Source organism: Erwinia sp. ErVv1, from assembly GCF_900068895.1.
Classification (GTDB): domain Bacteria; phylum Pseudomonadota; class Gammaproteobacteria; order Enterobacterales; family Enterobacteriaceae; genus Erwinia.
On record NZ_CDPK01000008.1, the window covers coordinates 1 to 21,592 of the forward strand.

The 21,592-nt window shown below is 53.6% G+C and carries 15 protein-coding genes; 7 read left to right on the top strand and 8 right to left on the bottom strand.

The window, feature by feature from the left end; genetic code table 11:
• Nucleotides 1-218 precede the first annotated feature (218 nt).
• From A1830_RS12710 to A1830_RS12730, 5 genes are all read right to left on the bottom strand, one after another.
• On the bottom strand, nt 219-1,115 hold the full coding sequence (locus A1830_RS12710; RefSeq protein WP_067706369.1) for an alpha/beta fold hydrolase: 897 nt from the start codon (nt 1,113-1,115) through the stop codon (nt 219-221).
• A gap of 1,510 nt (nt 1,116-2,625) precedes the next feature.
• Nucleotides 2,626-4,224 (bottom strand): methyl-accepting chemotaxis protein, encoded by a 1,599-nt coding sequence (locus A1830_RS12715; protein ID WP_082804164.1) that lies wholly within the window; start codon nt 4,222-4,224, stop codon nt 2,626-2,628.
• A 787-nt stretch (nt 4,225-5,011) separates the two neighbouring features.
• Nucleotides 5,012-6,415, bottom strand: coding sequence for an efflux transporter outer membrane subunit (locus tag A1830_RS12720; protein ID WP_067706372.1), 1,404 nt, complete (start codon nt 6,413-6,415; stop codon nt 5,012-5,014).
• Nucleotides 6,412-7,551 carry an HlyD family secretion protein gene (locus A1830_RS12725; RefSeq protein WP_067706375.1) on the bottom strand — a complete coding sequence of 380 codons (1,140 nt, stop codon included), beginning with the start codon at nt 7,549-7,551 and terminating at the stop codon, nt 6,412-6,414. The genes A1830_RS12720 and A1830_RS12725 overlap by 4 nt, the downstream gene beginning before the upstream one ends.
• Nucleotides 7,551-9,218, bottom strand: coding sequence for an efflux MFS transporter permease (locus A1830_RS12730; RefSeq protein WP_067706378.1), 1,668 nt, complete (start codon nt 9,216-9,218; stop codon nt 7,551-7,553). Before A1830_RS12730 ends, A1830_RS12725 begins: the two co-directional genes overlap by 1 nt.
• A gap of 133 nt (nt 9,219-9,351) precedes the next feature.
• Here A1830_RS12730 and A1830_RS12735 point away from each other — a divergent pair, with 133 nt between their 5' ends.
• From A1830_RS12735 to A1830_RS12745, 3 genes are all read left to right on the top strand, one after another.
• Nucleotides 9,352-9,858, top strand: a complete 507-nt coding sequence (locus tag A1830_RS12735; protein WP_156484997.1) for a MarR family winged helix-turn-helix transcriptional regulator — start codon at nt 9,352-9,354, stop codon at nt 9,856-9,858.
• Nucleotides 9,859-10,066: 208 nt separating this feature from the next.
• Complete coding sequence (locus A1830_RS12740; protein WP_067706384.1) at nt 10,067-10,300, top strand: YgdI/YgdR family lipoprotein; 234 nt, start codon at nt 10,067-10,069, stop codon at nt 10,298-10,300.
• Nucleotides 10,301-10,316: 16 nt separating this feature from the next.
• Nucleotides 10,317-10,547 carry a YgdI/YgdR family lipoprotein gene (locus tag A1830_RS12745; protein ID WP_067706387.1) on the top strand — a complete coding sequence of 77 codons (231 nt, stop codon included), beginning with the start codon at nt 10,317-10,319 and terminating at the stop codon, nt 10,545-10,547.
• 85 nt (nt 10,548-10,632) lie between these two features.
• Here A1830_RS12745 and A1830_RS12750 read toward each other — a convergent pair whose 3' ends face one another.
• A complete protein-coding gene (locus A1830_RS12750; protein ID WP_067706390.1) occupies nt 10,633-11,847 on the bottom strand; it encodes a diguanylate phosphodiesterase in 1,215 nt (404 codons plus the stop codon).
• Nucleotides 11,848-12,246: 399 nt separating this feature from the next.
• On the opposite strand from A1830_RS12750, the gene A1830_RS12755 reads away from it, so the two are divergent.
• Nucleotides 12,247-13,782 carry a methyl-accepting chemotaxis protein gene (locus A1830_RS12755; protein ID WP_197473333.1) on the top strand — a complete coding sequence of 512 codons (1,536 nt, stop codon included), beginning with the start codon at nt 12,247-12,249 and terminating at the stop codon, nt 13,780-13,782.
• A 145-nt stretch (nt 13,783-13,927) separates the two neighbouring features.
• A complete protein-coding gene (locus A1830_RS12760; RefSeq protein ID WP_231877624.1) occupies nt 13,928-14,461 on the top strand; it encodes a VOC family protein in 534 nt (177 codons plus the stop codon).
• Between the two features lie 49 nt (nt 14,462-14,510).
• Here the strand turns inward: A1830_RS12760 and A1830_RS12765 are convergent, their stop codons facing one another.
• Entirely contained in the window at nt 14,511-16,061 is a 1,551-nt protein-coding gene (locus tag A1830_RS12765) for a methyl-accepting chemotaxis protein (protein WP_067706395.1), read from the bottom strand.
• A gap of 106 nt (nt 16,062-16,167) precedes the next feature.
• The gene (locus A1830_RS23785) at nt 16,168-18,087 is read right to left on the bottom strand and encodes a methyl-accepting chemotaxis protein (protein ID WP_067706398.1); all 1,920 of its coding nucleotides are present in this window, start codon (nt 18,085-18,087) and stop codon (nt 16,168-16,170) included.
• A 1,175-nt stretch (nt 18,088-19,262) separates the two neighbouring features.
• On the opposite strand from A1830_RS23785, the gene A1830_RS12775 reads away from it, so the two are divergent.
• Together A1830_RS12775 and A1830_RS12780 are read left to right on the top strand one after the other, a co-directional pair.
• On the top strand, nt 19,263-19,454 hold the full coding sequence (locus tag A1830_RS12775; RefSeq protein ID WP_067706401.1) for a DUF3606 domain-containing protein: 192 nt from the start codon (nt 19,263-19,265) through the stop codon (nt 19,452-19,454).
• Between the two features lie 325 nt (nt 19,455-19,779).
• Nucleotides 19,780-21,561, top strand: coding sequence for a sensor domain-containing phosphodiesterase (locus tag A1830_RS12780; protein WP_067706404.1), 1,782 nt, complete (start codon nt 19,780-19,782; stop codon nt 21,559-21,561).
• Nucleotides 21,562-21,592: the final 31 nt, after the last annotated feature.

A 21,592-nucleotide genomic window follows, 5' to 3' on the forward strand; every position in this document is an offset into this window, starting at 1 on the left:
CTCGTAGGCGACACCCCAGGCCTGTGCAGCACAGGGCCCCACCGGTAGGCGACCACCCCTGCCCTTACAGCTATGGGCTCAATACACAGGCAATATTCGCCAGATCTCCCGCATACCAGATACGACCAGCTGGCGACGGCACTGAGCCTTTACCACACCGGGTCTCTGTACCCCACGAGGAGACTTTCGGCTAAGACGCTTTCGGTAACAACGCCAGGCTATGAGGTAAAAAAACTTTTTATCTCAGCGGCAGCGGCAACCGGCTGCTCCTCCTGAATAAAGTGACCACAGCGGCTAATGGTTTTCCCTTCTATATTGGCGAAAAAAGGGCTAAGCGGCACGCTCATATCGGGAATCGAACCCTGATCGGCGCTCAACGCCAGTAGCGGAACGGTCAGCTTCCCACCCGCAGCCAGCACCTTATTCTGATCTGCGGAATGAGCGGCAGAACGATAGAAAGCCAGCCCGGCGCGCAGGGCACCCGGCAGGGTGAAAATACGCTCGTACTCATCAAGATCCTCTTCGCTAAAACTAAAGGGATTGGCCGTTTTTCTGCGTAGAAACCAGTCGAGATAGACTCGCTCTTTCCCCGCAATAAGCGCTTCGGGTAAGTCAGGCAACATATGGAAGGAAAAATGCCACGTTTTCCATGAACGATCCGGCGCTGCGGGCAGCATTTCTGGCAGAGTAACACCCGGAATCCCGGCATCCATCAGTACCAGCCCGGAGAGTTCATTCTGATACATTGCCGCATAAGGAAATGCCACCCACGCGCCAACATCGTGCGCAACCAGACCATAATGCGTGATGCCTTTCTGCGAAAGCAGCCCGTGTACATAACGGGCTACGGTCTCAGTATCGTAGCCGTCAGTCGGCTTATCTGAATCGCCCTGGCCCGGTAAATCAATGGCAATCAGGCGGAATTTCTCAGCCAGCAACGGCATGACTTTGCGCCAGGAATACCAGCTCTCAGGATACCCCGCCAGCAGAACCAGCGTATCGCCATGTGGATTGCCGGACTCAACGAAGTGAAGACGTACGCCGCGTACCGTTTCAAATTGATGCTGGAAACCTGACAGCCGCGTTAATTCTGTATTAAATGCATGATCTACCATGTGATCCTCCGGGTTATTTAATGGCCTTTCAAACCTTAGCTCTGACGCCGACCAGTATGGAAGTAATCGTTTCCATATTAACGCTTATTATGGAAATGATCATTTCCATATGCAACGTCAAATTCTGGTGAAACAAATAAATTTAATACTCCCTTTATTTTCAATAAATTAAGCAGTCTCTGAGGCCACCTTCAGCCCTGACTCTCATCACATACCCGGGTAGTCACTGGTGGCAGGCGAGCAAAACACCCGATATCTGCCCACCTCTCTTCTTTGCATCGTCCTGGCTTCGAATAATTCGGTTCCGGCAGGAACGGGAAGTCCTTCGGCAGGTTTGAAAGCGGACAGATGTATTTAAAAATCATGCAAACAGGAAAACGGATGTGCCTTAAAGCAACTAAGAAGCCAGAGAGGGGGAGCATCCCAGCGGTTGACGGGCACTCCACAGCGCTGCGGCGCAGATGGAGGGCCAGGTGAGGGCAGCAGGGATGCTGCACTCAGGGAGCGGCGGGCAGGATGCCCGCTCGCGACCGGGCTGTCCGGCCAGGAATCGAAGCCAAAGACACCACGCAACGCGTGGCGAGAGGATGCCCGGCGGCCATATTCAGTGACACTGACAGGTAACAGGGAAAAGCGGCTTTGATGTGCTTAAAGCGGCTCTTTCATGCGTGAGAACAGGACATAACTGGAAGTCGTTTACATTTCTGCGGCCAGACAAACAGGTGCACTAATAGCGATTCAGACGGGTAAATCAAGGATCGCCCACAAAGCCGCTCAGAAACCTGCCTGAAGTTAAATGGTTTTACTCAAAGCCGTTCGGAAGCCAGAGAGGGGGAGCATCCCTGCGCTTGATGGGCAATCCGCAGCGCTGCGGCGCAGACGGAGGGCCAGGTGAGGGCAGCAGGGATGCTGCACTCAGGGAGCGGCGGGAAGGGATGCCCGCTCGCGACCGGGCCGTCCGGCCAGGAATCGAAGCCAAAGACACCACGCAACGCGTGGCGAGAGGATGCCCGGCGGCCATATTCAGTGACACTGACAGGTAACAGGGAAAAGCGGCTTTGATGTGCTTAAAGCGGCTCTTTCATGCGTGAGAACAGGACATAACTGGAAGTCGTTTACATTTCTGCGGCCAGACAAACGGTTGCACTAATAGCGATTCAGACGGGTAAATCAAGGATCGCCCACAAAGCCGCTCAGAAGCCCGTCTGAAGTTAAATGGTTTTACTCAAAGCCGTTCGGAAGCCAGAGAGGGGGAGCATCCCTGCGCTTGACGGGCAATCCGCAGCGCTGCGGCAGAGACGGAGGGCCAGGTGAGTGCAGCAGGGATGCTGCACTCAGGGAGCGGCGGGCAGGGATGCCCGCTCGCGACCGGGCCGTCCGGCCCGTAGTCGGAGCCAAAGGCACCACGCGAAGCGTGGCGTGAGGACGCCCGGCAAGCGCAGGGATGCTCCCCCGTCCCCGCCACCGCCACCGCCACCGCAGATACGGCAGCAGAATCAACGGCCTGAAACTACAGAGACGCCCTGCCGTTCGCCCGCGCGGCAAAAGCATCAGCCGGAAGTTTGAAAATAGAAACAATACCGGTCAAATGTCGGGCCTGCTCCTCCAGCAGCGTTGAGGTTGCCGATGACTCCTCGACCAGTGCGGCATTCTGCTGGGTCACCACATCCATCTGCGAAATCGCCGTGCCCACCTGGGCAATACCCTTACTCTGCTCGCTGGATGCCAGAGCAATCTCACCCATAATCGCGGTTACGCTGGTCACGGACTTAAGGATATTGTCCATTGAATCACTGGTCAGCGAAACCTGCCGATAGCCATTATCGACGTTAGCAACAGACTCATCGATCAGGGCTTTAATCTCCCTGGCCGAGGCGGCGCTGCGCTGGGCAAGATTGCGCACTTCGCTTGCAACCACCGCAAAACCACGCCCCTGCTCACCTGCCCTCGCGGCCTCTACCGCCGCATTGAGCGCGAGAATATTGGTCTGAAAAGCGATGCTGTCAATTACGCTAATAATGTCCGAAATCTTACGCGAACTGCCGGTAATGCTCTGCATACTGCCGATCACCGTCTGCACCACTTCGCTTCCGTCATTAGCGGCCGAGGAGGTCGTCTGCGCCAGCACGCTGGCTTTTGCTGCGTTATCGGCATTTTGACGAACGGCGGCGCTCAGCTCTTCCATACTCGCCGCCGTTTGCGTCAGTGCGGCGGCCTGCTCCTCGGTTCGTGAGGAGAGATCGATATTTCCGGCGGCAATTTCACTGCTGCCCTGATGGATCTCCTCAGCGCTACGGCGGATCTGTGACACCGTCTTCACCCAGTTTGCCTGCATGATATCCAGTAGCGGAAGCAGCTGCCCCGCCTCGTTATTTCCCAGAGCAATGGTATCCTTATCCAGATGCCCTTCGGAAAGCACCTGAAGATGCTGCTTCACCCAGTTGAGAGGACGTGCCATAAACAGCGTCAGATAGCGCTCCGTCAGCAGCAGGATCAGCACACCACCGACCATCGCCATGATAATGATCAGCTTCGCCAGAGAAACCCAGTGGCTGATACGATCGTTGGCGGTCGCTTTAAGATCGTTAATTTCCTCGTTGTAGGCGGTGATTGATCGAGTGAAATCAATACGCTGTGAAAAATAGTGCTGCTCAACCCGATCGGTGTAAGCCTGCTTATTATTGGCTTTGACCGCCTCAAACATCGGCACAATCGCCTGGGTAAACAGGGTCAGCGAACTGGTGTAAATCTTGTCAATCGAGCCACTGCTGATATTGGCATGATTCGTTACCTTAAATTTATCCAGCCCGCCCTGCAGAAAAGTGATATGCGCGTTGATCTGGCCCAGCATCTTTTGATAATGCTGCGTATCACCAGCCGCCTGGTCGACCATGGCCCGATCCATCGCCAGCTTGATTTGGTAATAGGTGTCGCTGGCGCCATTGATAATGTCGCTGTTCATCTGCTGAACATTGGTCAGGTCCACTTCTTCTCTGAGTGCGTTTAATGCATGCAGGGAGAAGAATGACACGCCTCCCCAAAGCGCAGTAAAAACGATCAACACCGCGAGCATCATCACTTTAACTTTAATGTTGCGTAAATATTTCATGTTACCCCATAAAAGTGAATTCTGTTTAATCATGATGAATATCAAAAGGATATTTAAATACCCTATATATTATCTGGTTAATTAACTGATGACTTTTTTAAGATGCGGCACATCCGTCCGCCTGTTTATCGGCAGCAGGCGGTTTTTATTGATGATTAAATTCGGGATAAATAAATGAGACGATTTAAAAAGCCGCTCTTTCCACCGTCTCATATTTACATTTTGCAATGCAGCGTAAATATAACGTTATTATTTTTAGTTAAATTCGATAAGACTGGTTAATAAACCGTATAAGGCTGTGTTAGCTGTATATTTTAAGTCTGCCTGTTCAATATTGAAACATTGCCAGCTTTACTAAAGATTAATTTACGCTCAGTAATTTAAATTAGCATTTTTATGCAACAAGCCGTTCTGGAATAATTTATCGGGTGGGAAAAGAGGTGTACCCAGGAGTGCAACGGGTGGCGCCACGTCGCCGGGCAGACCGTTGGGCGCATGGATGCGCGAGTCGGAGCACAAGGGAAGGAGACTCTGGGGGCGCAAGGGATGGACACCGGAATGGCGCAAGGGATGGGCACAGGAGAGGCGCAAGGGATGGACACCGGAGAGGCATAGGGGAAGCCTCCAGGAGAGGCGCAAGGGATAGACACAGGAGAGGCATAGGGGATATCCCCAGGAGAGGCTTCAGCCGTTGGGCCCAGGCCAGACAAAGAGCGGTGAGCCCTGGCAGGCTTACCGCTTGTGACCTCCCCAGCCGCAAAACCGTCCGGGTCTGCTCCGTACGCGTCTATTGCTGGCTGTTACCCTTCGCCTGGCTTATGTTCCCGCCCAGCGCGCGATAAAGCGTCACATAGCTCACCAGATAATCCTGTAGCAGAGAAATATTATCCAGCTGGCTGCTATACAAACTCCGCTGGGCATCCAGCACCGTCAGATAGGATGCATAGCCATTTTGATAACGGTCCTGTGCCACGCTGAGTGAGCGGGTTAACGTGGCAACCCGCATGTCGCTGTGCGCCCGCTGTGCCTGTAAGAAATGTTGGGCGGCATAGCCATCCTCGACCTCATCCAGCGCCTGCAACAGCGTGGCGCGGTAGCTCCAGGCTGCGCGATCGCGCTGGGCCATCGCCACATCATAGCGGGCCTGCAAACGTCCGGCGGTAAACAGCGGGGCCAGCACGCTGCCGCCGTAGCTCCAGATGCGCACCGGATCGTAATTCAGTCCGCTGGTATACACCTCCCCGATGGAAGCACTCAGATTAAGCTGTGGCAGGAAATCTGCCCGCCGCGCGCGAAGCGTCTCATCAGAGGCCATCAGGTTTTTTTCGGCTTCCACAATATCCGGACGCCGACGAAGCAGCTCCGACGGCACAATCCCCGGCAGCGCTGGAACGGCAAGATGCTGCAAACTCCCCTTGCGGATGCTGCCAGGCACCCGCCCCGTTAACACGCTCAGCGCATTCTCCTGCTGGCGAAGAGCCTGCTGTAGACGGGGTACAGACTGTAACACGGACTGATACTCGGACTCCGCCTGCGTCAGCTCCAGCGCAGAAGCGTAGCCTCCATCGACCTGAGAACGAATGAGATCCAGCGCCTTACGGCGGGATACCACCGTGTCCTCGGTTAGTTTTAGCTGCTGATCCATGCCGAGCAGACCAATATAGGACTCCGCCGTCGCCGACGCGACGGAGAGCATCGCCCCCTTCTGCGCCGCTTCACTCGCTTCCAGCTGTGCCTGGGCGGCACGATTTTCCGCGCGCGTTTTGCCCCATAAATCAACCTCCCACGACAGTTCGGCCTGGGGCTGCCACGAGCGACTTTCACCCGGGCCGAGCACCGTCAGGCTGCGGGCCGACTGACCGCTGGCGGCAAGATCAACCGAGGGGAAAAAGCCTGAACGCGCCTGGCTCAGGGAGGCTCGTGCCTCTCTTACCCGGGTTGCAGCCACCGCAAGATCGGCATTATTTTGCAGCGCCTCCGTCACCAGCGCCGTAAGCTGGGGATCGTTAAAGGCGGTCCACCAGGCAGGCGATCCCGGTGCCGTCATATAAAACGCCGGATTATCGCGCCAGGCGGCGGGCAAATTGACCTTTGCGTCAGAGGGCGGCGCCTGATAAGCGGGAATGCACCCGCTTAACAGCGTTGCAGTAGCCAGCAGCAGGGTACGAAAAAGGTGGGCAGGCTGACTCATTTCTCACTCTCTCCTGGCTGCTGCTGGGTATCCACGCTGGTTTCGACTGACATTCCCGGACGCAGATGGCCAAAGAGAGGCTGTCCCTTATCAACCACAATCTTAACCGGTAGCCGCTGTACCACTTTAGTAAAGTTACCGCTCGCATTATCCGCGCGCAGCAGGCTGAACTCAGAGCCGGTTGCCGGTGAGAAGTCGCTAATATGACCCGACAGCGTCGCGCCGCCCAGTGCGTCAACGCTAAAGGTCACCCGCATTCCCTTCTGCATATTATGAATCTGCGTCTCCTTAAAGTTCGCCACCACCCAGATATCATCGGGCACCAGATACATCAGCTGTGAACCGGCGGTAACGTATTGTCCCTGACGCACGCTCGCCTCGCCCAGCGTGCCGTTACGCGGTGCGACTATAACGGTATTGGAGAGATCGATTTCTGCCTGGCGCAGCCGCGCCTGGGCAATTTCAACCTGCGCAGCCAGCCCTTCCTGCGCGACCTGGGTCGACTTCTCAGTCTCTACCGCAATACTGAGATCGGCCTCGGCCTTGGCGACATTAGCCCGGGCAAGCCGCGCCTGTGCCACGGCCTGGTCCCGTTCACGCGTGGACACCGAGCCATTTTCGGCCAGGCGACGAACGCGCTTTTCATCCAGCAGCGAACGCTGGTTTTCGGCTTTCACCGCTTCTAAATCCGCCGTCCGTGCCCCAATCGTCGCCCTGTTTTGCGCCAGGGTCTGATGGGATTTTGCCAGCTCTGCCTGCGCGTTCTTTAGCTGCCCTGCCGCTTCATCGCGTTTCGTCAGGTAGTTTCGCGGGTCGATGCGTACCAGCGGCTGTCCCGCCTTGACCGTTTCATAATCCCTGACCAGCACCCCGGTCACATAACCACTGACCTGGGGTGCCAGTACGGTCATTTTGCCGCGCACGTAGCTGTTATCGGTGCGCATCAGGCCATTATTAAAAGGCCAGATACGCCAGGCAGAGAGGATAAGCAGCACGCCGGCCAGCGCCACAAACGCCATAATAATCAGCGTGCGCCGCTGCGGCTTAATGATTTTAGGCGGAGCGGTGGGTTCAGCGCTGACGTCTTCGTGCGCTGGCGATGCTTTGCGCGGCGCTTCAGGATGGCTATCAGGCATCAGTTTTTTTCCTTATCGGGTTCATGACGGGAGGGGGTGGAGGCGTTTTTTTTCTGCCGGGCAAGCCGCAGCACGTGAAAAAGGGACCAGCCGAGGAAGCCCATTGCCATCGTGCCGGTCAGGACAAAAATATCGTTAAACGCCCGGATGCTGGCTTCCTGACTCACCACCTGTGAAAGCTGCGCGCTGCCCTGGGCATTTCGCAACTGCGGATCGGTCAGGGTGCCCGCGTAGCTGTTACTGTAAAGGGTGGTGCGCTCGGTCACCTGTGGCCGCGTCGACTGTAGATCCTCATTCAGTTGGGTGGTGTAAGCCTGCTGACGATACACCTTCATCGTTCCCAGCAGCGCGGGGCCGGCCAGGCCGCCGAAGTTCTGCGAAACCGAAAACAGTACGGCAAAAGAGACGATCCAGGCGGGGCCATTTTTCAGTGCGCTCATTACCCCCATCAGCATCATCGGCCCCAGGAAAATCCCGGATGCCATGGCGATCAGGAACTGGCTGAACAGCATATTGACCGGACGCGTCAAATTGGTGGAGAGATGGTCGAGCGAACTGCCGATGATAATCAGCACCACGGCCAGCAAAATTTGCAGCACCATGGTCTTAGGGTTAAACAGTACGGCGCTGCCGATAATGCCGACCAGCAGTCCGGCCAGAATGGCGGCATAGAGGATCTGTAGCTGGTCCTGAACCATGCCAAAGCTGCGCAGCATCCCGACCGCACCGTAAGTCTGCTCTGACAGCAGGAAACGCATGGTAAATGCGCCAAAGGCAAAGCGCAGCGTGGAGACGGAAAGCAGCCAGCGCGTCTGGATAAGCGGTGCCCGGCGATAGTGTTCAATCACACCACCGCCGAGAATAAGCACCCAGCCTGCCGCCAGCGCGAGACCTATCCAGCGGGCATTGAACCACCACTGATTGACGCCCTGTATCAGCACGGCGCAGAACAGGGCCAGCCCTGATCCAATCAACAGGAAGGTGATAAAGTCGGTTTTTTCAAAGGTTTTGATCAGAATGCCCGGCGGCAATTTGAGTGAAACGACGGCGGCCAGCGAACAGACTGCCAGGCCGGCTTCAAACTGGTAGAGCACATGCCACTGCCCGACATCGCTCAGCGCGGGTGACAGGATCCACGCCAGCGGCGTAGCCAGCTGGGAGATACCCAGCCCAAGAATAAGGCCATTGACCATACGCGCCTTGCCAACGGCCTGTAACATATAGAAAATGGCGAGAGAACTGACCGATGCGCCAGCAAAACCGCTGGCGGCACGCACCATCACTCCCATGGCAAAGCTGTCCACAAACAGGTGCAGTAAGGTAAATACGGCATAGAGGGTCAGACCGATCTCGGCAAACAGGCGCATGCCATACTGCTGACGGAACTTAAACACCAGCAGGTTTGCCGAGACGTTGACCATCAGATAGGCGGCGGTCAGCCAGCTTCCTTCAACGGGAGTCAGCCCCAGAGAACCCTGTATGGCAGGCAGATTGGCACTGACGAGGGCCGTTCCCAGCCCACCGGTTAACCCAATCAGTAAGGCCACCAGTCCGTACGCGATGCGGATGGGGAACGAGTGAGAGGGCGTTGAAGGCGATCCTGGCATCGACGGTTTTTCATCATCCGTCCAGTCGGGTAACGGTTTTAACAGCTGAGGTTCTGACATGGTGATTTACTGCATCCTAAAATGAGCCAATAGTGGGATTAATAAGCCGGGGTACACCACCATGTGGAACGCCCTCTCACGTTAAGATTGTAAGCATAGCTTATAATCATTATCAAAAACTATAGGAACTATTTTGAACTCCCAGAATTTTATGTTTTTACTGGGTGATATCCGCCGCAACCTGCTTAAGCTGGGTGAAACGCTCTTTCATCACGAGCATCTGACCATTGCCCAGGCGCGCGTACTCTTTCATCTGGAGAGAAATGAGGGTATCAAACAGGCCGAGCTGGCTGAAATCCTGGATGTTGCACCCATCACGCTGGCACGCGTGCTGAACGATCTGGAAGCGCAGGCGCTGATTGAGCGGCGTAAAAGCAGCCTGGATCGCCGTATTTTGAATCTCTTCCTCACTCCGACCTCACGTCAGGAGTTGGAAAAGTTCGACGCGGATATGCGAGGGCTGCTTGAGGTCACCTGTCGGGACATTTCATCCCAGGAGATTGCGCAGGTATCCGACATTCTGGAGAAGATGGACGCCAACATTGTCGGCTTCCTTAAGGCGGAACAAAAAGCAAAATCCGTCCCGAAGCGGGTGCCGCCAGCCGGTGCGGTTGAGACGCCGCAGACCGATAGCGAATAAAGTCCGGACTGCGATGAGTGCGCGTAATTGCTGGTACTGACCGGTCGGGATCCGCCAGCGGAAGAAGGATCTGTCCGTTATGCCCGTTTTGCATTGGGTGCTAAATCTGCGGGATGGCATGGTGATGGGGAGGACAAAATTAAAATATCGTCTACGCTTAATACCTTACAGTTATCTTTTTCACTGTGCTTAATGTTGGGATGAACATATGAACGTAAAATTACTCTCTGTAGCAACGCTGACTGCGTTATCACTGCTTTTTGTTGCCGGGTGTTCTTCAAACCAGGCAATTAAGACCACCGATGGCAGAACTATCGTGACCGATGGTAAGCCGCAGGTGGATAGCGATACCGGACTGGTTTCCTATAAGGATGCCCAGACGGGTAAGACCGAGCAGATTAACCGTAATCAGGTTAAAAACATGAGTGAATTAAATAACTAATAAGCAGGAGCAACACATGAAAAAAATGATCTATTTGCCTGTTGCCGCGCTGGTTTGTATTGCCGCGCTCTCCGGTTGTACGCGTAGCAGTTATGCTATTCACACCAATGACGGGCGCACTTTAGTCAGCGATGGCAAGCCTGCGGAAGATAGCAACACGGGCCTGATCCAATATACCGATGCTAACGGTAAGCACCAGCAGATCAATAAAAGCGAAGTGAAGGAAATGAGCGAATTTCCTAAGTAAGCTTCCGCCCGTAAAAAGAGCCTCTTCGGAGGCTCTTTTTATTTGTCATGTCGCCCGCAGACAATGATTCCACGGCCGTAAAGGCTTAAGGCTCTCGTCGGTAAGGCCAGGCAACAGGTGCGATACCGCCAAGCTGAGGCCGGGCAAACAGGTACCCCTGAAAGCGCTGAATGCCTGCCGCTTCCAGCCAGCGCCACTCTTCAATCTTCTCTACCCCTTCGGCCACTATGGCAATTTCCATCGCCGAACAGCAGGTGATAATCGCCTGAACGATTGCCTGTTTCGGTCCGTCATGATGAATATCGGTAATCAGGCTGCGGTCGATTTTTAGCTTGTCGGGCTGAAAACGGGACAGCAGTGACAATCCCGCAAACCCTGCACCAAAGTCATCAATGGCCAGGCTAATCCCCGAGCAGCGCAGCTGACGCATCGCCCGCTCAAACTCGTCGAACCGGGATATCACCTCATCCTCGGTCACTTCCACGATAACCTGATCCGGGATCAGCCCGTTGCGGGCAATCTGATCGAGAAGGATATCAACCGCATCCGGCACCACCACCAGCGACATAGGCAGCAGGTTAAGCGAAATTTTATTACGCCCAATACCCATTTTTTTGGCCTGCTTCAGCGCCCAGTATTTCGACTGGAGATCCGCTTCATACAGCTTTTCGGGAGGAAGCGAAGCAAAATAGTCCTGTGCCGGGCCACCTGAGGGGCTGCGAATGAGCGCCTCCAGCGAGCTTATCGTACGCTTCAACGGCTCCACGATGGGCTGAAAGGCAAACTGACAGGGTGCGGCTTCTGAAGGGGTGTCATCCTGGGTTTGATAACACGCCTCTGATACCAGATGCCAGTGACGCGCGTCGTCGCTCTCCGGACGGTTATCTCTGCCGCCGCCGGTGACAAAGGTTTCAATAAACTTTAAAACCCGATCGTCGTAACTGAGCTGATATTTCGAGGTTCCGTGCTGTAAAACCGTTTGCATCACCGTTTCCTGCGCATGGTCGCGCAGATCCATGAGCTCCATTCCCAGGTTACCGAAGCGACGTGCAGAGGCATAATCACGCATCAGCTGGACGATATGATAATGCCGGGGATCCTCGCAAATATGTTCATAAAGGGTATTTACGGCGCTGAGCGGACCTTCGAGGACCTGGAGGAAATAATCACCGTCAAACAAAAGAATGCCCGTTACCTCCAGAGAGGCGTTGTTGACTCGCGCCTTATCAGCAAGCTGATAAAGTCGTGGCAGCGTAACGCCTGGACTCAGGCGGCTTCGGTAGATCAGCGTCGACAGCATTATTAACAGTTCCTTTCACATCAGCGCACTTTTGTTCGCCCATCCCAGGGGAACAAAAGTGTTTCAGCGGTCTCCCCCCTTGTTAACGGGGAAAGGCTCTTATCTCAACGGCCCTCACTCTTAATTCACAGGCAAAGTATAGCGTTCAGCGGCGCTTTTCTCCGTCTTTGTGTCCGATCGGGTAAGGTGACAGTTACATGGGGTTACCTATTTTACCGACTATTAAGTCGCGCACAATATAATTTACCGCTATATATTGCCGATAAGTACTCTGATCGATCGATCCGCCTCAGGCGGAGGGGTCATCTATAAGGCCTGCAAGCCCCGCCTGTTTCACCTTAAACGCAGGGGCAGAAAGCTAATATTTTTCTTTTTTTTGGCAGCACCATGGAAACTTTTATGACTATTACACAGCGTCTTTCACTCGCCTTTGGCTGTCTGCTGGCCGCGATAATGATTTTATCCGGCTACGCCCTGTATGATCTGTCAGCCTCACAGGCCCGCTTTACTTACGTTGAGCATAACAACGTTCAAAGCATTATTAATATCAACAAGATTGTTAGCCAGGCTGGTGCGCTTCGCCTGCAGTTAAACCGCCATATGTTGGGTAATAACGATGCGCAGTGGTCGGCGTCAGAAAGTAGTATTGCCACGCTGCTACCCACGATGAAAGCGTTAATCGCAGCCTACCGCCAGAATAACCTCAAGGACCAGCATGACGGCGAGCTGGCTTTGCACACCTCAGAGGATCTGGCCACGGTGGAGCGGATGCTGCCCGAGTTTTATGCCTACTCACGCCAGGATAACAATGTCCAGGCGCTGGCCCGCTTTGACAGTCCCGACGGCATGGCACAGGCCATTGGCCGGGTCGTTAAGGATCTACAGGAGCAGATCGCCTGGAACGTTCAGCTGGGCGACCACCTGAAGCAGGATGGCGACAGAGCCTACAGCCACTCATTACATATGATGCTGGCGGTGGTGTTAGCCAGTATTATGCTGCCCGGTGTGTTTGGTTTCATCACCATGTTCAGGATCCGCCGTGGACTGCATTTGATGAAAAACACCCTGGCTGAAATCAGTGATTCACTCGACCTGAGCCGTACCATGCCCGTTAAAGGACGCGATGAGCTGGCCCAGGCCGCGATGGCATTCAATTCCCTGACCGGGCGCTTTCGTTCAGTGCTGGCGACGGTTATCACCTCAGCCGAGTCGGTAAATGTGGCCTCGCGAGAGATCGCGGCCGGAAATATTGATCTCTCCTCGCGCACCGAGGAACAGGCCGCCTCGCTGACGCAGACCACCGCCAGCATGCAGACTATGACCGAAGCGGTGAAGCAGACCACGGAAGGCACGCTTCGCGTCAGCCAGCTCGCCGGGCAGGCCGGACAGCAGGTTAAAAACAGCGATATCACCGTCAAAACCATGCTCTCTACCATGGAGGAGATCAGTCAGGGTTCCACGCGGATTTCCGACATTACCAGCGTGATTGAGGGCATTGCCTTTCAGACCAACATCCTGGCGCTTAACGCCGCCGTCGAGGCCGCAAGAGCCGGTGAGCAGGGCCGTGGCTTTGCGGTGGTGGCCAGTGAGGTACGAACGCTGGCGCAGCGATCGTCCACCTCAGCTAAAGAGATTAAGGCGCTGATCGAAAGTTCGGCCCAGCTGATCGCGCGCGGCGCAGACCAGGCTACGCAGGTCAATGAGCGCATGGAGAAGGTCAGACGCTCTGTCGAGGAAGTGAATGACCTGACGAAGGAGATCTCCACCCTGAGCCAGGAGCAAAGCATGGGGATCTCGCAGATTAACGTTGCGCTGTCGCAGATGGATGAAGTCACCCAGCAAAATGCTGCCTTAGTTGAAGAAGCTTCCGCTGCGGCCCAGTCACTTGAGGAGCAGGCAGAAAACCTCGGTAAGGCGGTCGCGGTATTTAGCTGACTCAGCGGGCCGCTCAGCCTTTTACCGGGCCGCGTCACGCAGTGGCAAGCGGGCAGCGATTTTGTGACGAGACATGAACAGGCTCCACGACGCTATCCATTCTTATCTATGCTTGGTAATCATTCGTTAACTACCGGGAAAGATTATGATTGTCAGAGGAATTGAGCATATTGGCCTTACCGTTTCAGACCTGCCCGCCGCCGAGCAATTTTTCATTAACGCGCTGGGTGCCAGCGTGTTGTACCGTATCGTGCCGTCAGGCCAGCCTGGCAAGCAGGTAGAGGGTAAAGATATGACGCCGCTGAACGGTTTTCCGCCGGAGATGAAGGTGGTGGGCCTGGTGATGATGCGGCTTGGCAATGGTTGCAATGTTGAACTGTTTCAGATCGATCCCGGCGTCGATGATAAAGCCGCCAATATCAGTCAGGCGGGCGTTAACCACTTCTCAATCTACGTGGATGATATTAACCAGGCAGGAGAAGCGCTGCGGCGTCACGGCGGGGAGATGTTTGACGGCCCCAACCCCTGCTTTGCGCAGGAAGAGGGTGAAGGAAATCAGACCTGGTTCTGCCACACGCCCTTTGGCGTGCTGATTGAGCTTATTACCCTGCCCTCTTCCCTGCACTACGATAAAGAGGCAACGGACGTGCGCTGGCTGCCCGACAGCACCGCGCCGTAAAGACGTGCGGCACCGCCCTCCACATCCGGGGGCGGCACCGCGTGCTGCCTTAGCTGAAGACCTTAACCGCATTCACCAGGCGTCTTGCCTGGCATTTCATGCCCGACGCTCCCCGCATACTCTCCTCTGCCAGGGAGGTATTCTGTCGGGTGTTCTGATCCAGCGCTTCCACCGCCCGCGCCACCTGGCTCAGACCGGCTCCCTGCTCATGCGTCGCCAGGCTAATTTCATTTAGCAGATCTTTAACGTTCTGCACCTTATCCACCATTTGAGTGATCGCTTCACCTGCATCGCTGACCTGGCGGGTACCGGTCTGTATGTTTTGCGTGCTGGCCTCGATCAGCTGGCGTATCTCCTGCGCGGCCGATGCGCTGCGGTTCGCCAGGTTACGTACCTCGCTGGCGACTACGGCGAAACCTCTGCCCTGCTCGCCGGCGCGCGCCGCTTCAACCGCAGCGTTGAGCGCCAGAATGTTGGTCTGAAAGGCAATACTGTCGATAAGCGCAATCATCGTCGAAATCTGCGTTGAACTGCCCGCTATCTTATTCATGGTGTCGACCACGCTGAGCATTGATTCCCGCCCTTTGAACGCGGCATCACTGACGGTAACGGAGAAACTGTTTGCCTTATCGGTGCTGGCGACATTGTTTTCCACCGCCCGGGTGATTTGCTCCATTGCGGCGGCGGTCTGCTGCACGCTGTCGGCAGTGTGTTCGGTGCGCGATGCGATTTTTTCACTGTCCGTTGCCAGCCGATCGCTGGCGTGGTGTACGTCAGTCACCTGTTCCTGTACGTCATTGACCAGCCAGCGAAACATCAGCCCAAGCTGTCCGACAGCGCGAAGCGTCATGCCGATCTCATCAACGCGGTCAATCGGATCGACCTGGGTCTCAGCGCCCGTTGCGACCTTCAGCGCGACGCTGCTCACTTTTTCCAGCGGATGAACAATCTGCCATTCAAGCCAGGCACTGACGGCGATGGCCGCCAGCAGGGAAGAGACGGCAGCGAAGGCCAGCACCTGGCCATGCAGGCCGGTCATCAGGTAACTGAGCAGGGTAAACAGCCAGAAAAGGCCGGTGCTGCTGCGGATCCGCCAGCGCAGCGGCATCACTTTCAGCGCCGAAAAGCCTTTTGCTATTCCCGTCTTCAGCAGCAAGCCTTTATACAGCCGATGGTGCTGCAATTTCCCTTCACGCATTCTGGCGTAAAGCCGTTCGGCCGCCTCGATTTCTGCTACTGCGGGCTTGATGCGGACCGACATATAGCCGGTGATGGTGTTATTCCTGATAATGGGCACGACGTTGGCGCGGACCCAATAGTAATCGCCGTTTTTCCTGCGATTCTTAACCAACCCGGTCCAGGGCAGGCCCTGCTTAATGGTGAACCACATATCCTGGAATGCGGCTTTAGGCATATCCGGATGGCGAACAATATTATGTGGCTGGCCTTCAATTTCATTTTGCTCATAGCCACTCACCTCAACAAAACTTTTGTTGGCATAGGTGATGTTTCCGTGAGGATCCGTGGTGGTCATCAGCGTGGTGTCATTATCAAGAACATATTCCGTAGTCGTACAGTGTAGCGATGTATGCGAACTCATAGGACGGCTCCCTGCAGGCTCATATTATTTGACTTATTCTTTGATGGCGGGTTATCGGCAAAACACGCCATAACTTTAAGGTTATAAACCTGTGGGAACCCGAGGCTTAAAAGGACTCCCAGCGCGCATCGGCCTGCGCGGGCAGGTCAGCGCTGAGAACCGATCTGCGGGTAGCACCCGACACCGCATTCCGCGCGGCCGTCTCCTCTCCGGTGGTAAAAACGGAGATAACGCTGTCGAGCCGACCCGCTTCCTCACGCAGAGAGTCAGCCGCCGCAGCGGACTCCTCCACCAGGGAGGCGTTCTGTTGAGTGGTGGTGTCCATCTCCGCCATGGCCTGATTGATTTGGGCGATGCCCCGGTTCTGTTCATCCGACGCCGAGGCGATTTCGTGCATTATCTCGCTCACCTGCGCCACCGCCTTGATAATGTCACTCATCGTATGACCGGCGTTATCAACCTGCGCGCTACCGGCATTAACCTGTCGGACCGACTCTTTAATCAGCCCCTCAATTTCTTTCGCCGCCGAGGCGCTGCGCTGCGCGAGATTTCTGACCTCTCCGGCCACCACGGCGAACCCACGGCCGCTTTCGCCCGCGCGGGCCGCCTCAACGGCGGCGTTCAGCGCCAGAATATTGGTCTGGAACGCAATGCCGTTAATCACTGAGGTTATCTCCGATATGCGTAATGAGCTAACGCGAATATCCTCCATCGTCTGCACGACGCCCTCAACAACATTGCCGCCCTGGGTCGCAATCTGCGTGGCGTCACTGGCCAGCCTGCTGGCATGCAGCGCATTTTCACTGTTGAGTTTCACCGTTGAGGAGAGTTCTTCCATGCTGGAAGCGGTTTGTGACACGGCGGCAGCCTGCTCTTCGGTGCGCGAGGAGAGCTCTTCATTGCCGGCGGCAATTTCTGACGAGGCGTGGTTTACATGCTCCACCCCGTTACGGACGTTAAGAATGATGTCCTTCAGGTTACGACTCATCTCATTAACGGCCTGCAATAGCAGCCCAGGCTCATCTTTGCGCTGTGAAACGATCTCCTGACTTAAATCACCGCTGGAGATTTTCAGCGCCAGGCCCAGCGTGGCAGATAATGGCCGGGTAATGCTGCGGGTTATTTGCCACGCAAGCAGAATACTGAGGATCATGCCGATGATTGACACCATCCCAATGGTCCATTTTGACTGGCTGACAAAGCGGGATGAGATATTTTTTTGATAGTCAAAAAGGACGGCTATTGCGGCATCAAAGTTCTGACCATCCTGAACCAGCGTTTTGGCGGCAGTATTATGATTATGCCAGATGGTAATATACGCGCTGACGCTTTGCTGGGCCTGCTGTAGGGCCGCCATCGCATGATTTTTTAACGTGGCAATATCGCCGGTATCGGTCGCCACCGGCGCGGCATCAGCTGCGGCGCTCTCCAGCGCCTGAATCAGTTCCGCCGAGCTGCTGTCCGGCAGGCGGGAAAAGGAGGACGTCAGCATAGCGACTTCTTTCAGCTCTGAAGAAAGACGTTGCAGATTAAGCGCTTCATCGGTGGTCATGTCCGTGCGAAGCGCGATCTTATCAAGCTGTTTGGCGATAATATAAAAGGGAAGGATTTGCAGCGCCTCGCTGCGATCCATCATCTCTTTCATATCCGCGAAAAGGAGGTTTCGCTGCTTCACATAGATCTCCATCGCCTCCTTAACGCCGCGCAGGGCTTCTTTGCCCTCCGGTAACCATTTGAATGCGCTGACCCGGCTAAACTGTTTTCTCAGCTCCTGCAATGCTTCCGCGTTTTTATCCGCATACTGCTGCTCATTCGTATATTGATACAACGTGCGGTTAAGACGGGCTTTATCAAAAGTGCCGACCATATCCACCGTAATGGTGCGGCGGCTGGAGTTGTCCTGAATGGTATTCAGGCAGCTGGCGGTAATAACGGCCATGGCGATCATCGCGACAATGGCGATAAAAAAGCCAAAACCCAGTTTCGCGCTGACTTTCAAATTATAAAAAAAAGGTAAGAGAGGCATGATGTCATCATCCTGTTGAACCAGAGGGGATAAAGGCTTGCACTTTTATCCAGCACGTAAAATTCACCAGTAACAATATCGGCACTTAGAAGTAATACATTAGCTGTGCTTTAGGGGTAATTGCGAGGTTAGCGTTATATCATTAATTTTAGTGGGAATTTTTTACAGCTGGGCGGTAACTGCCTACAATACCGGCAGAAATAAATAGCTAACTCAATGATTTATTCGATAATTTCACCATATTTGACTTTAATTACAAACGTACGCTTTCTTTATAAATGCGGATAAAAAGCAGCCAGAGTGCGTGCTTTGTAGGGTACGCCACGAGGAAAAGGTTTAAAGGGATGCACCCTGCGATGGGGTGAGAAGCTCTTCAGGCACGCCTGAATGAACGAAAAGCGGTCGGGGGTGAAAATAAAACCTCACTGCATGAGGTATTACCAGGAGAAAAAAGTGAACGCTTTTACGCTATTTTGCACCACTGCCGATCTCAATCATCATACAGTCGACACAGGCATGACCACTTAAATGATGGGTGGTTGCATATTGCTTTGCGTGTTTCATTGAATAGAAAGTGCCTAAAAATGAAGCGCCTTTGCATTTTCTAAGCAATGGACAACCTTCATGATGGATATAATGCAAACTCCGTTTATTCTCCAGTGAGGTCTGGTAATATCTGTACTGATTCATTTTATAGCATCCACCCGGTTAAAAATTAGCAAATAAAAGACAAAAATTATTTTTTGATTGTAACAGACCAGCGAAAAATAACGAAATCCATTTTACTGCCCTCTTGCTGTAATACATAACCCCCTGATAAACATCTGTTTGACCGGATATAAAACGGGGATATTAACAGCCTGAGACAAGATGGTGCCTTTTCATTTCCCCGTTCATTAAATTGTAACATTTTAATTTTAAACCTTTTCTTAAGCCTAATACAGGTGGTATTCACGGATCGGATAGAAAGCATCAAACCCTCTTTACAAAAGAGTAAAAGCATTTATTAACCCTGTAGTGCAGGCGGCATAACTAAGATTACTCCACAAAAATAGAAAAATATTATTTTCAGGAATTATCTCCTCACCCTGCTCCTGCTCTCATGTAAAGTATTGCTCACCCAGTAATCTCTCAGTTCGATTAATATCATGTACTGTTCGCAGGAGAATGCAGCGATGAGTAAATATTTTAAACGCCGGGAACCGACCAATAGACAAATTGTTGAAGCTAATGAACAGTGGGAAATATCCTTCTGGACACATGAACTTAATACAACACAGGACAGCCTTAATCGCGCTATTAAAGAAGTGGGATCGGATAACGGTGAAATTAGAAAATGGTTGGCGACTGCCAGAGAAAACCGTTAATTTATTTTCTATATTTTTAACCCACTGTTTCGTATCGGGGAAAAAGGCCGGGGCAAGGCGTAATGCTAATCTCAATACGCATTTTTGAGACACAGATAATCCTTTAAGCCAAATCTTCTTTCCCCCTCACAGCGGTTTTACTGCTTAAGGCCAGTTAATAGCGATCACCCGAAAAAATTGCATATTTTTTACATATCTGCCTAATGACTTAATCCAAAAAAAAGAATAGAATTAGCGAAAGCTGAATTTAATAAATTCATATTATAAAACAAGGCGTTGGTTTTTTGGTCATTATCCTCTCACCGGGTGAGGGGAGGAGGCGGGCATGCTGTTCAATCTGACTGGCGAAGATAATAAGTGCAGGGCAATCAATGCCCTGATAATGCACGATGAAAGTCGGGATGACGTGCTGGTCAGGTTCGTTAAACTTGCCGGACAGGCATTAGGTATACCGGGAAGTTTCATCTCCGTGCTGGATGATGAAAACCAATACATTAAAGCCGCGCACAATTTCCCCCTGCGTAAAGGCCCGCGAGAAGATGCTTTTTGCCGGTTCGTTTTTGAAAGCGGCCGTGAACTTATTATTCCAGATACCTATAACGACCCGGTATTCTTTAAGCATCCCCTCACGCTGGGTTATCCTTATATCCGGTTCTATGCTGGCGTCCCACTCAAAAACCGCGATGGTGTTACGCTTGGCACATTATGTGTAACGGATACCGTCGCCCACCCCTTCAGTGACGAGAAAATTAAAACGCTAAAACTCCTGGCGGGGCTGGTGATCTCTTTCCTGGAAGCCTGGCATTCGGCCGGATTTGTCGACCCGGCGACAGACCTGCCAAACAGAGAGCGGTTATTGCGCGATCTCCAGCTGCTGGCACCAGGCGGACAAAAAAGTGATTACCGCCTGGTACTGATTGACTGTATGGAGATGTCTCGCGCCTATGAGCTGGCCAAATCATTAGGAATGGCAGCGGTTGAAGCGCTTCTGCGCGATATGGCGATACTTCTGCGCCTTCGGCTCAGGCTGGCACCCAGCCAGCTGCTTTATACGGTTGCCACCGGCCGGTTCGCCATTCTCATCCCTGCGTCTGGCGCGTATACCGCCAGTGAGATTAGCCGAAAGCTACAGGGCGTATGCGCGCACGTCGAAGAAACGATCTCTATTGAGCTGGCGGTTTATACCGGCGAAGTCACCTTCGACCCGGTCGCTCAACCCGCCCATGAAATCCTCAGAAGGGGTATCAGCGCGCTGAATGAAGGCATTAACCTGAAAATCCCTGCCTGTACCTTTGATGATGTCATCAACTCGCGGAAATATGCGGCAGTCTCGCTTATTGATGATCTGACCCGCGCGCTGGAGCAGGATGCGGGGCTTTATCTTGTCTACCAGCCCAAAGTCAGCATGTCGAGCGGTAAGCCCGTTGGGCTGGAAGCCCTAATCCGCTGGCATCATCCGGTCTATGGCGAACTCTCTCCCTCACTGTTCTTACCCCTGATCGATAACACCGAGCTTATGACTAAGCTGTCCGACTGGGTCATCCACGGGGTTATTAAGCAACTCTCAACGTGGCAGGCAACCGCCCTGCTCCTGCCGGTCTCCATTAATATCAGGATCGCCGATTTCTCTCAGGATGGATTCGCCGACAGGCTTGAGGATAAAATGTTCCAGGCTGGCCTGCCAACCTCCCTGCTGGGAATAGAGTGTCTGGAAACCGATCGTATTGTCGAGAATCGCACTGCCTTATATGGTCTTGAGATGCTTAAGCTGCGCGGGTTCGTCATCGCATTGGATGATTTCGGTGCAGGCTATAGCAATATTAGCTATCTGCGAAGAATGCCGCTTGATGTTATTAAACTCGACCAGTCGCTGATTCGTGAGTTATCTGGCAATACCGCCACGCGAATCATTGCCCGCAGCGTCATTCAAATGCTTAAAAACCTCGACTATATTGTCATTGCTGAGGGCGTGGAGGATGCCGATACCAGCCATCTGCTGCAAAGTTACGGCTGCGATCAGGCCCAGGGTTACTATTACTCAAAGGCGCTTGAGCCAAAAGCACTGGAAAGTTGGCTTTACTGGCAGCTTCGGGATTCACTACGCTGAATAGCGTGACCATTGTATGCATCTCCCGCAC

Bases quoted from the DNA above. Each gene is read 5' to 3' on its own strand.
- A1830_RS12710 (WP_067706369.1), bottom strand. From the start codon at position 1,115: ATGGTAGATCATGCATTTAATACAGAATTAACGCGGCTGTCAGGTTTC.
- A1830_RS12715 (WP_082804164.1), bottom strand. From the start codon at position 4,224: ATGAAATATTTACGCAACATTAAAGTTAAAGTGATGATGCTCGCGGTG.
- A1830_RS12720 (WP_067706372.1), bottom strand. From the start codon at position 6,415: ATGAGTCAGCCTGCCCACCTTTTTCGTACCCTGCTGCTGGCTACTGCA.
- A1830_RS12725 (WP_067706375.1), bottom strand. From the start codon at position 7,551: ATGCCTGATAGCCATCCTGAAGCGCCGCGCAAAGCATCGCCAGCGCAC.
- A1830_RS12730 (WP_067706378.1), bottom strand. From the start codon at position 9,218: ATGTCAGAACCTCAGCTGTTAAAACCGTTACCCGACTGGACGGATGAT.
- A1830_RS12740 (WP_067706384.1), top strand. From the start codon at position 10,067: ATGAACGTAAAATTACTCTCTGTAGCAACGCTGACTGCGTTATCACTG.
- A1830_RS12745 (WP_067706387.1), top strand. From the start codon at position 10,317: ATGAAAAAAATGATCTATTTGCCTGTTGCCGCGCTGGTTTGTATTGCC.
- A1830_RS12750 (WP_067706390.1), bottom strand. From the start codon at position 11,847: ATGCTGTCGACGCTGATCTACCGAAGCCGCCTGAGTCCAGGCGTTACG.
- A1830_RS12755 (WP_197473333.1), top strand. From the start codon at position 12,247: ATGACTATTACACAGCGTCTTTCACTCGCCTTTGGCTGTCTGCTGGCC.
- A1830_RS12760 (WP_231877624.1), top strand. From the start codon at position 13,928: ATGATTGTCAGAGGAATTGAGCATATTGGCCTTACCGTTTCAGACCTG.
- A1830_RS12765 (WP_067706395.1), bottom strand. From the start codon at position 16,061: ATGAGTTCGCATACATCGCTACACTGTACGACTACGGAATATGTTCTT.
- A1830_RS23785 (WP_067706398.1), bottom strand. From the start codon at position 18,087: ATGCCTCTCTTACCTTTTTTTTATAATTTGAAAGTCAGCGCGAAACTG.
- A1830_RS12775 (WP_067706401.1), top strand. From the start codon at position 19,263: ATGAGTAAATATTTTAAACGCCGGGAACCGACCAATAGACAAATTGTT.
- A1830_RS12780 (WP_067706404.1), top strand. From the start codon at position 19,780: ATGCTGTTCAATCTGACTGGCGAAGATAATAAGTGCAGGGCAATCAAT.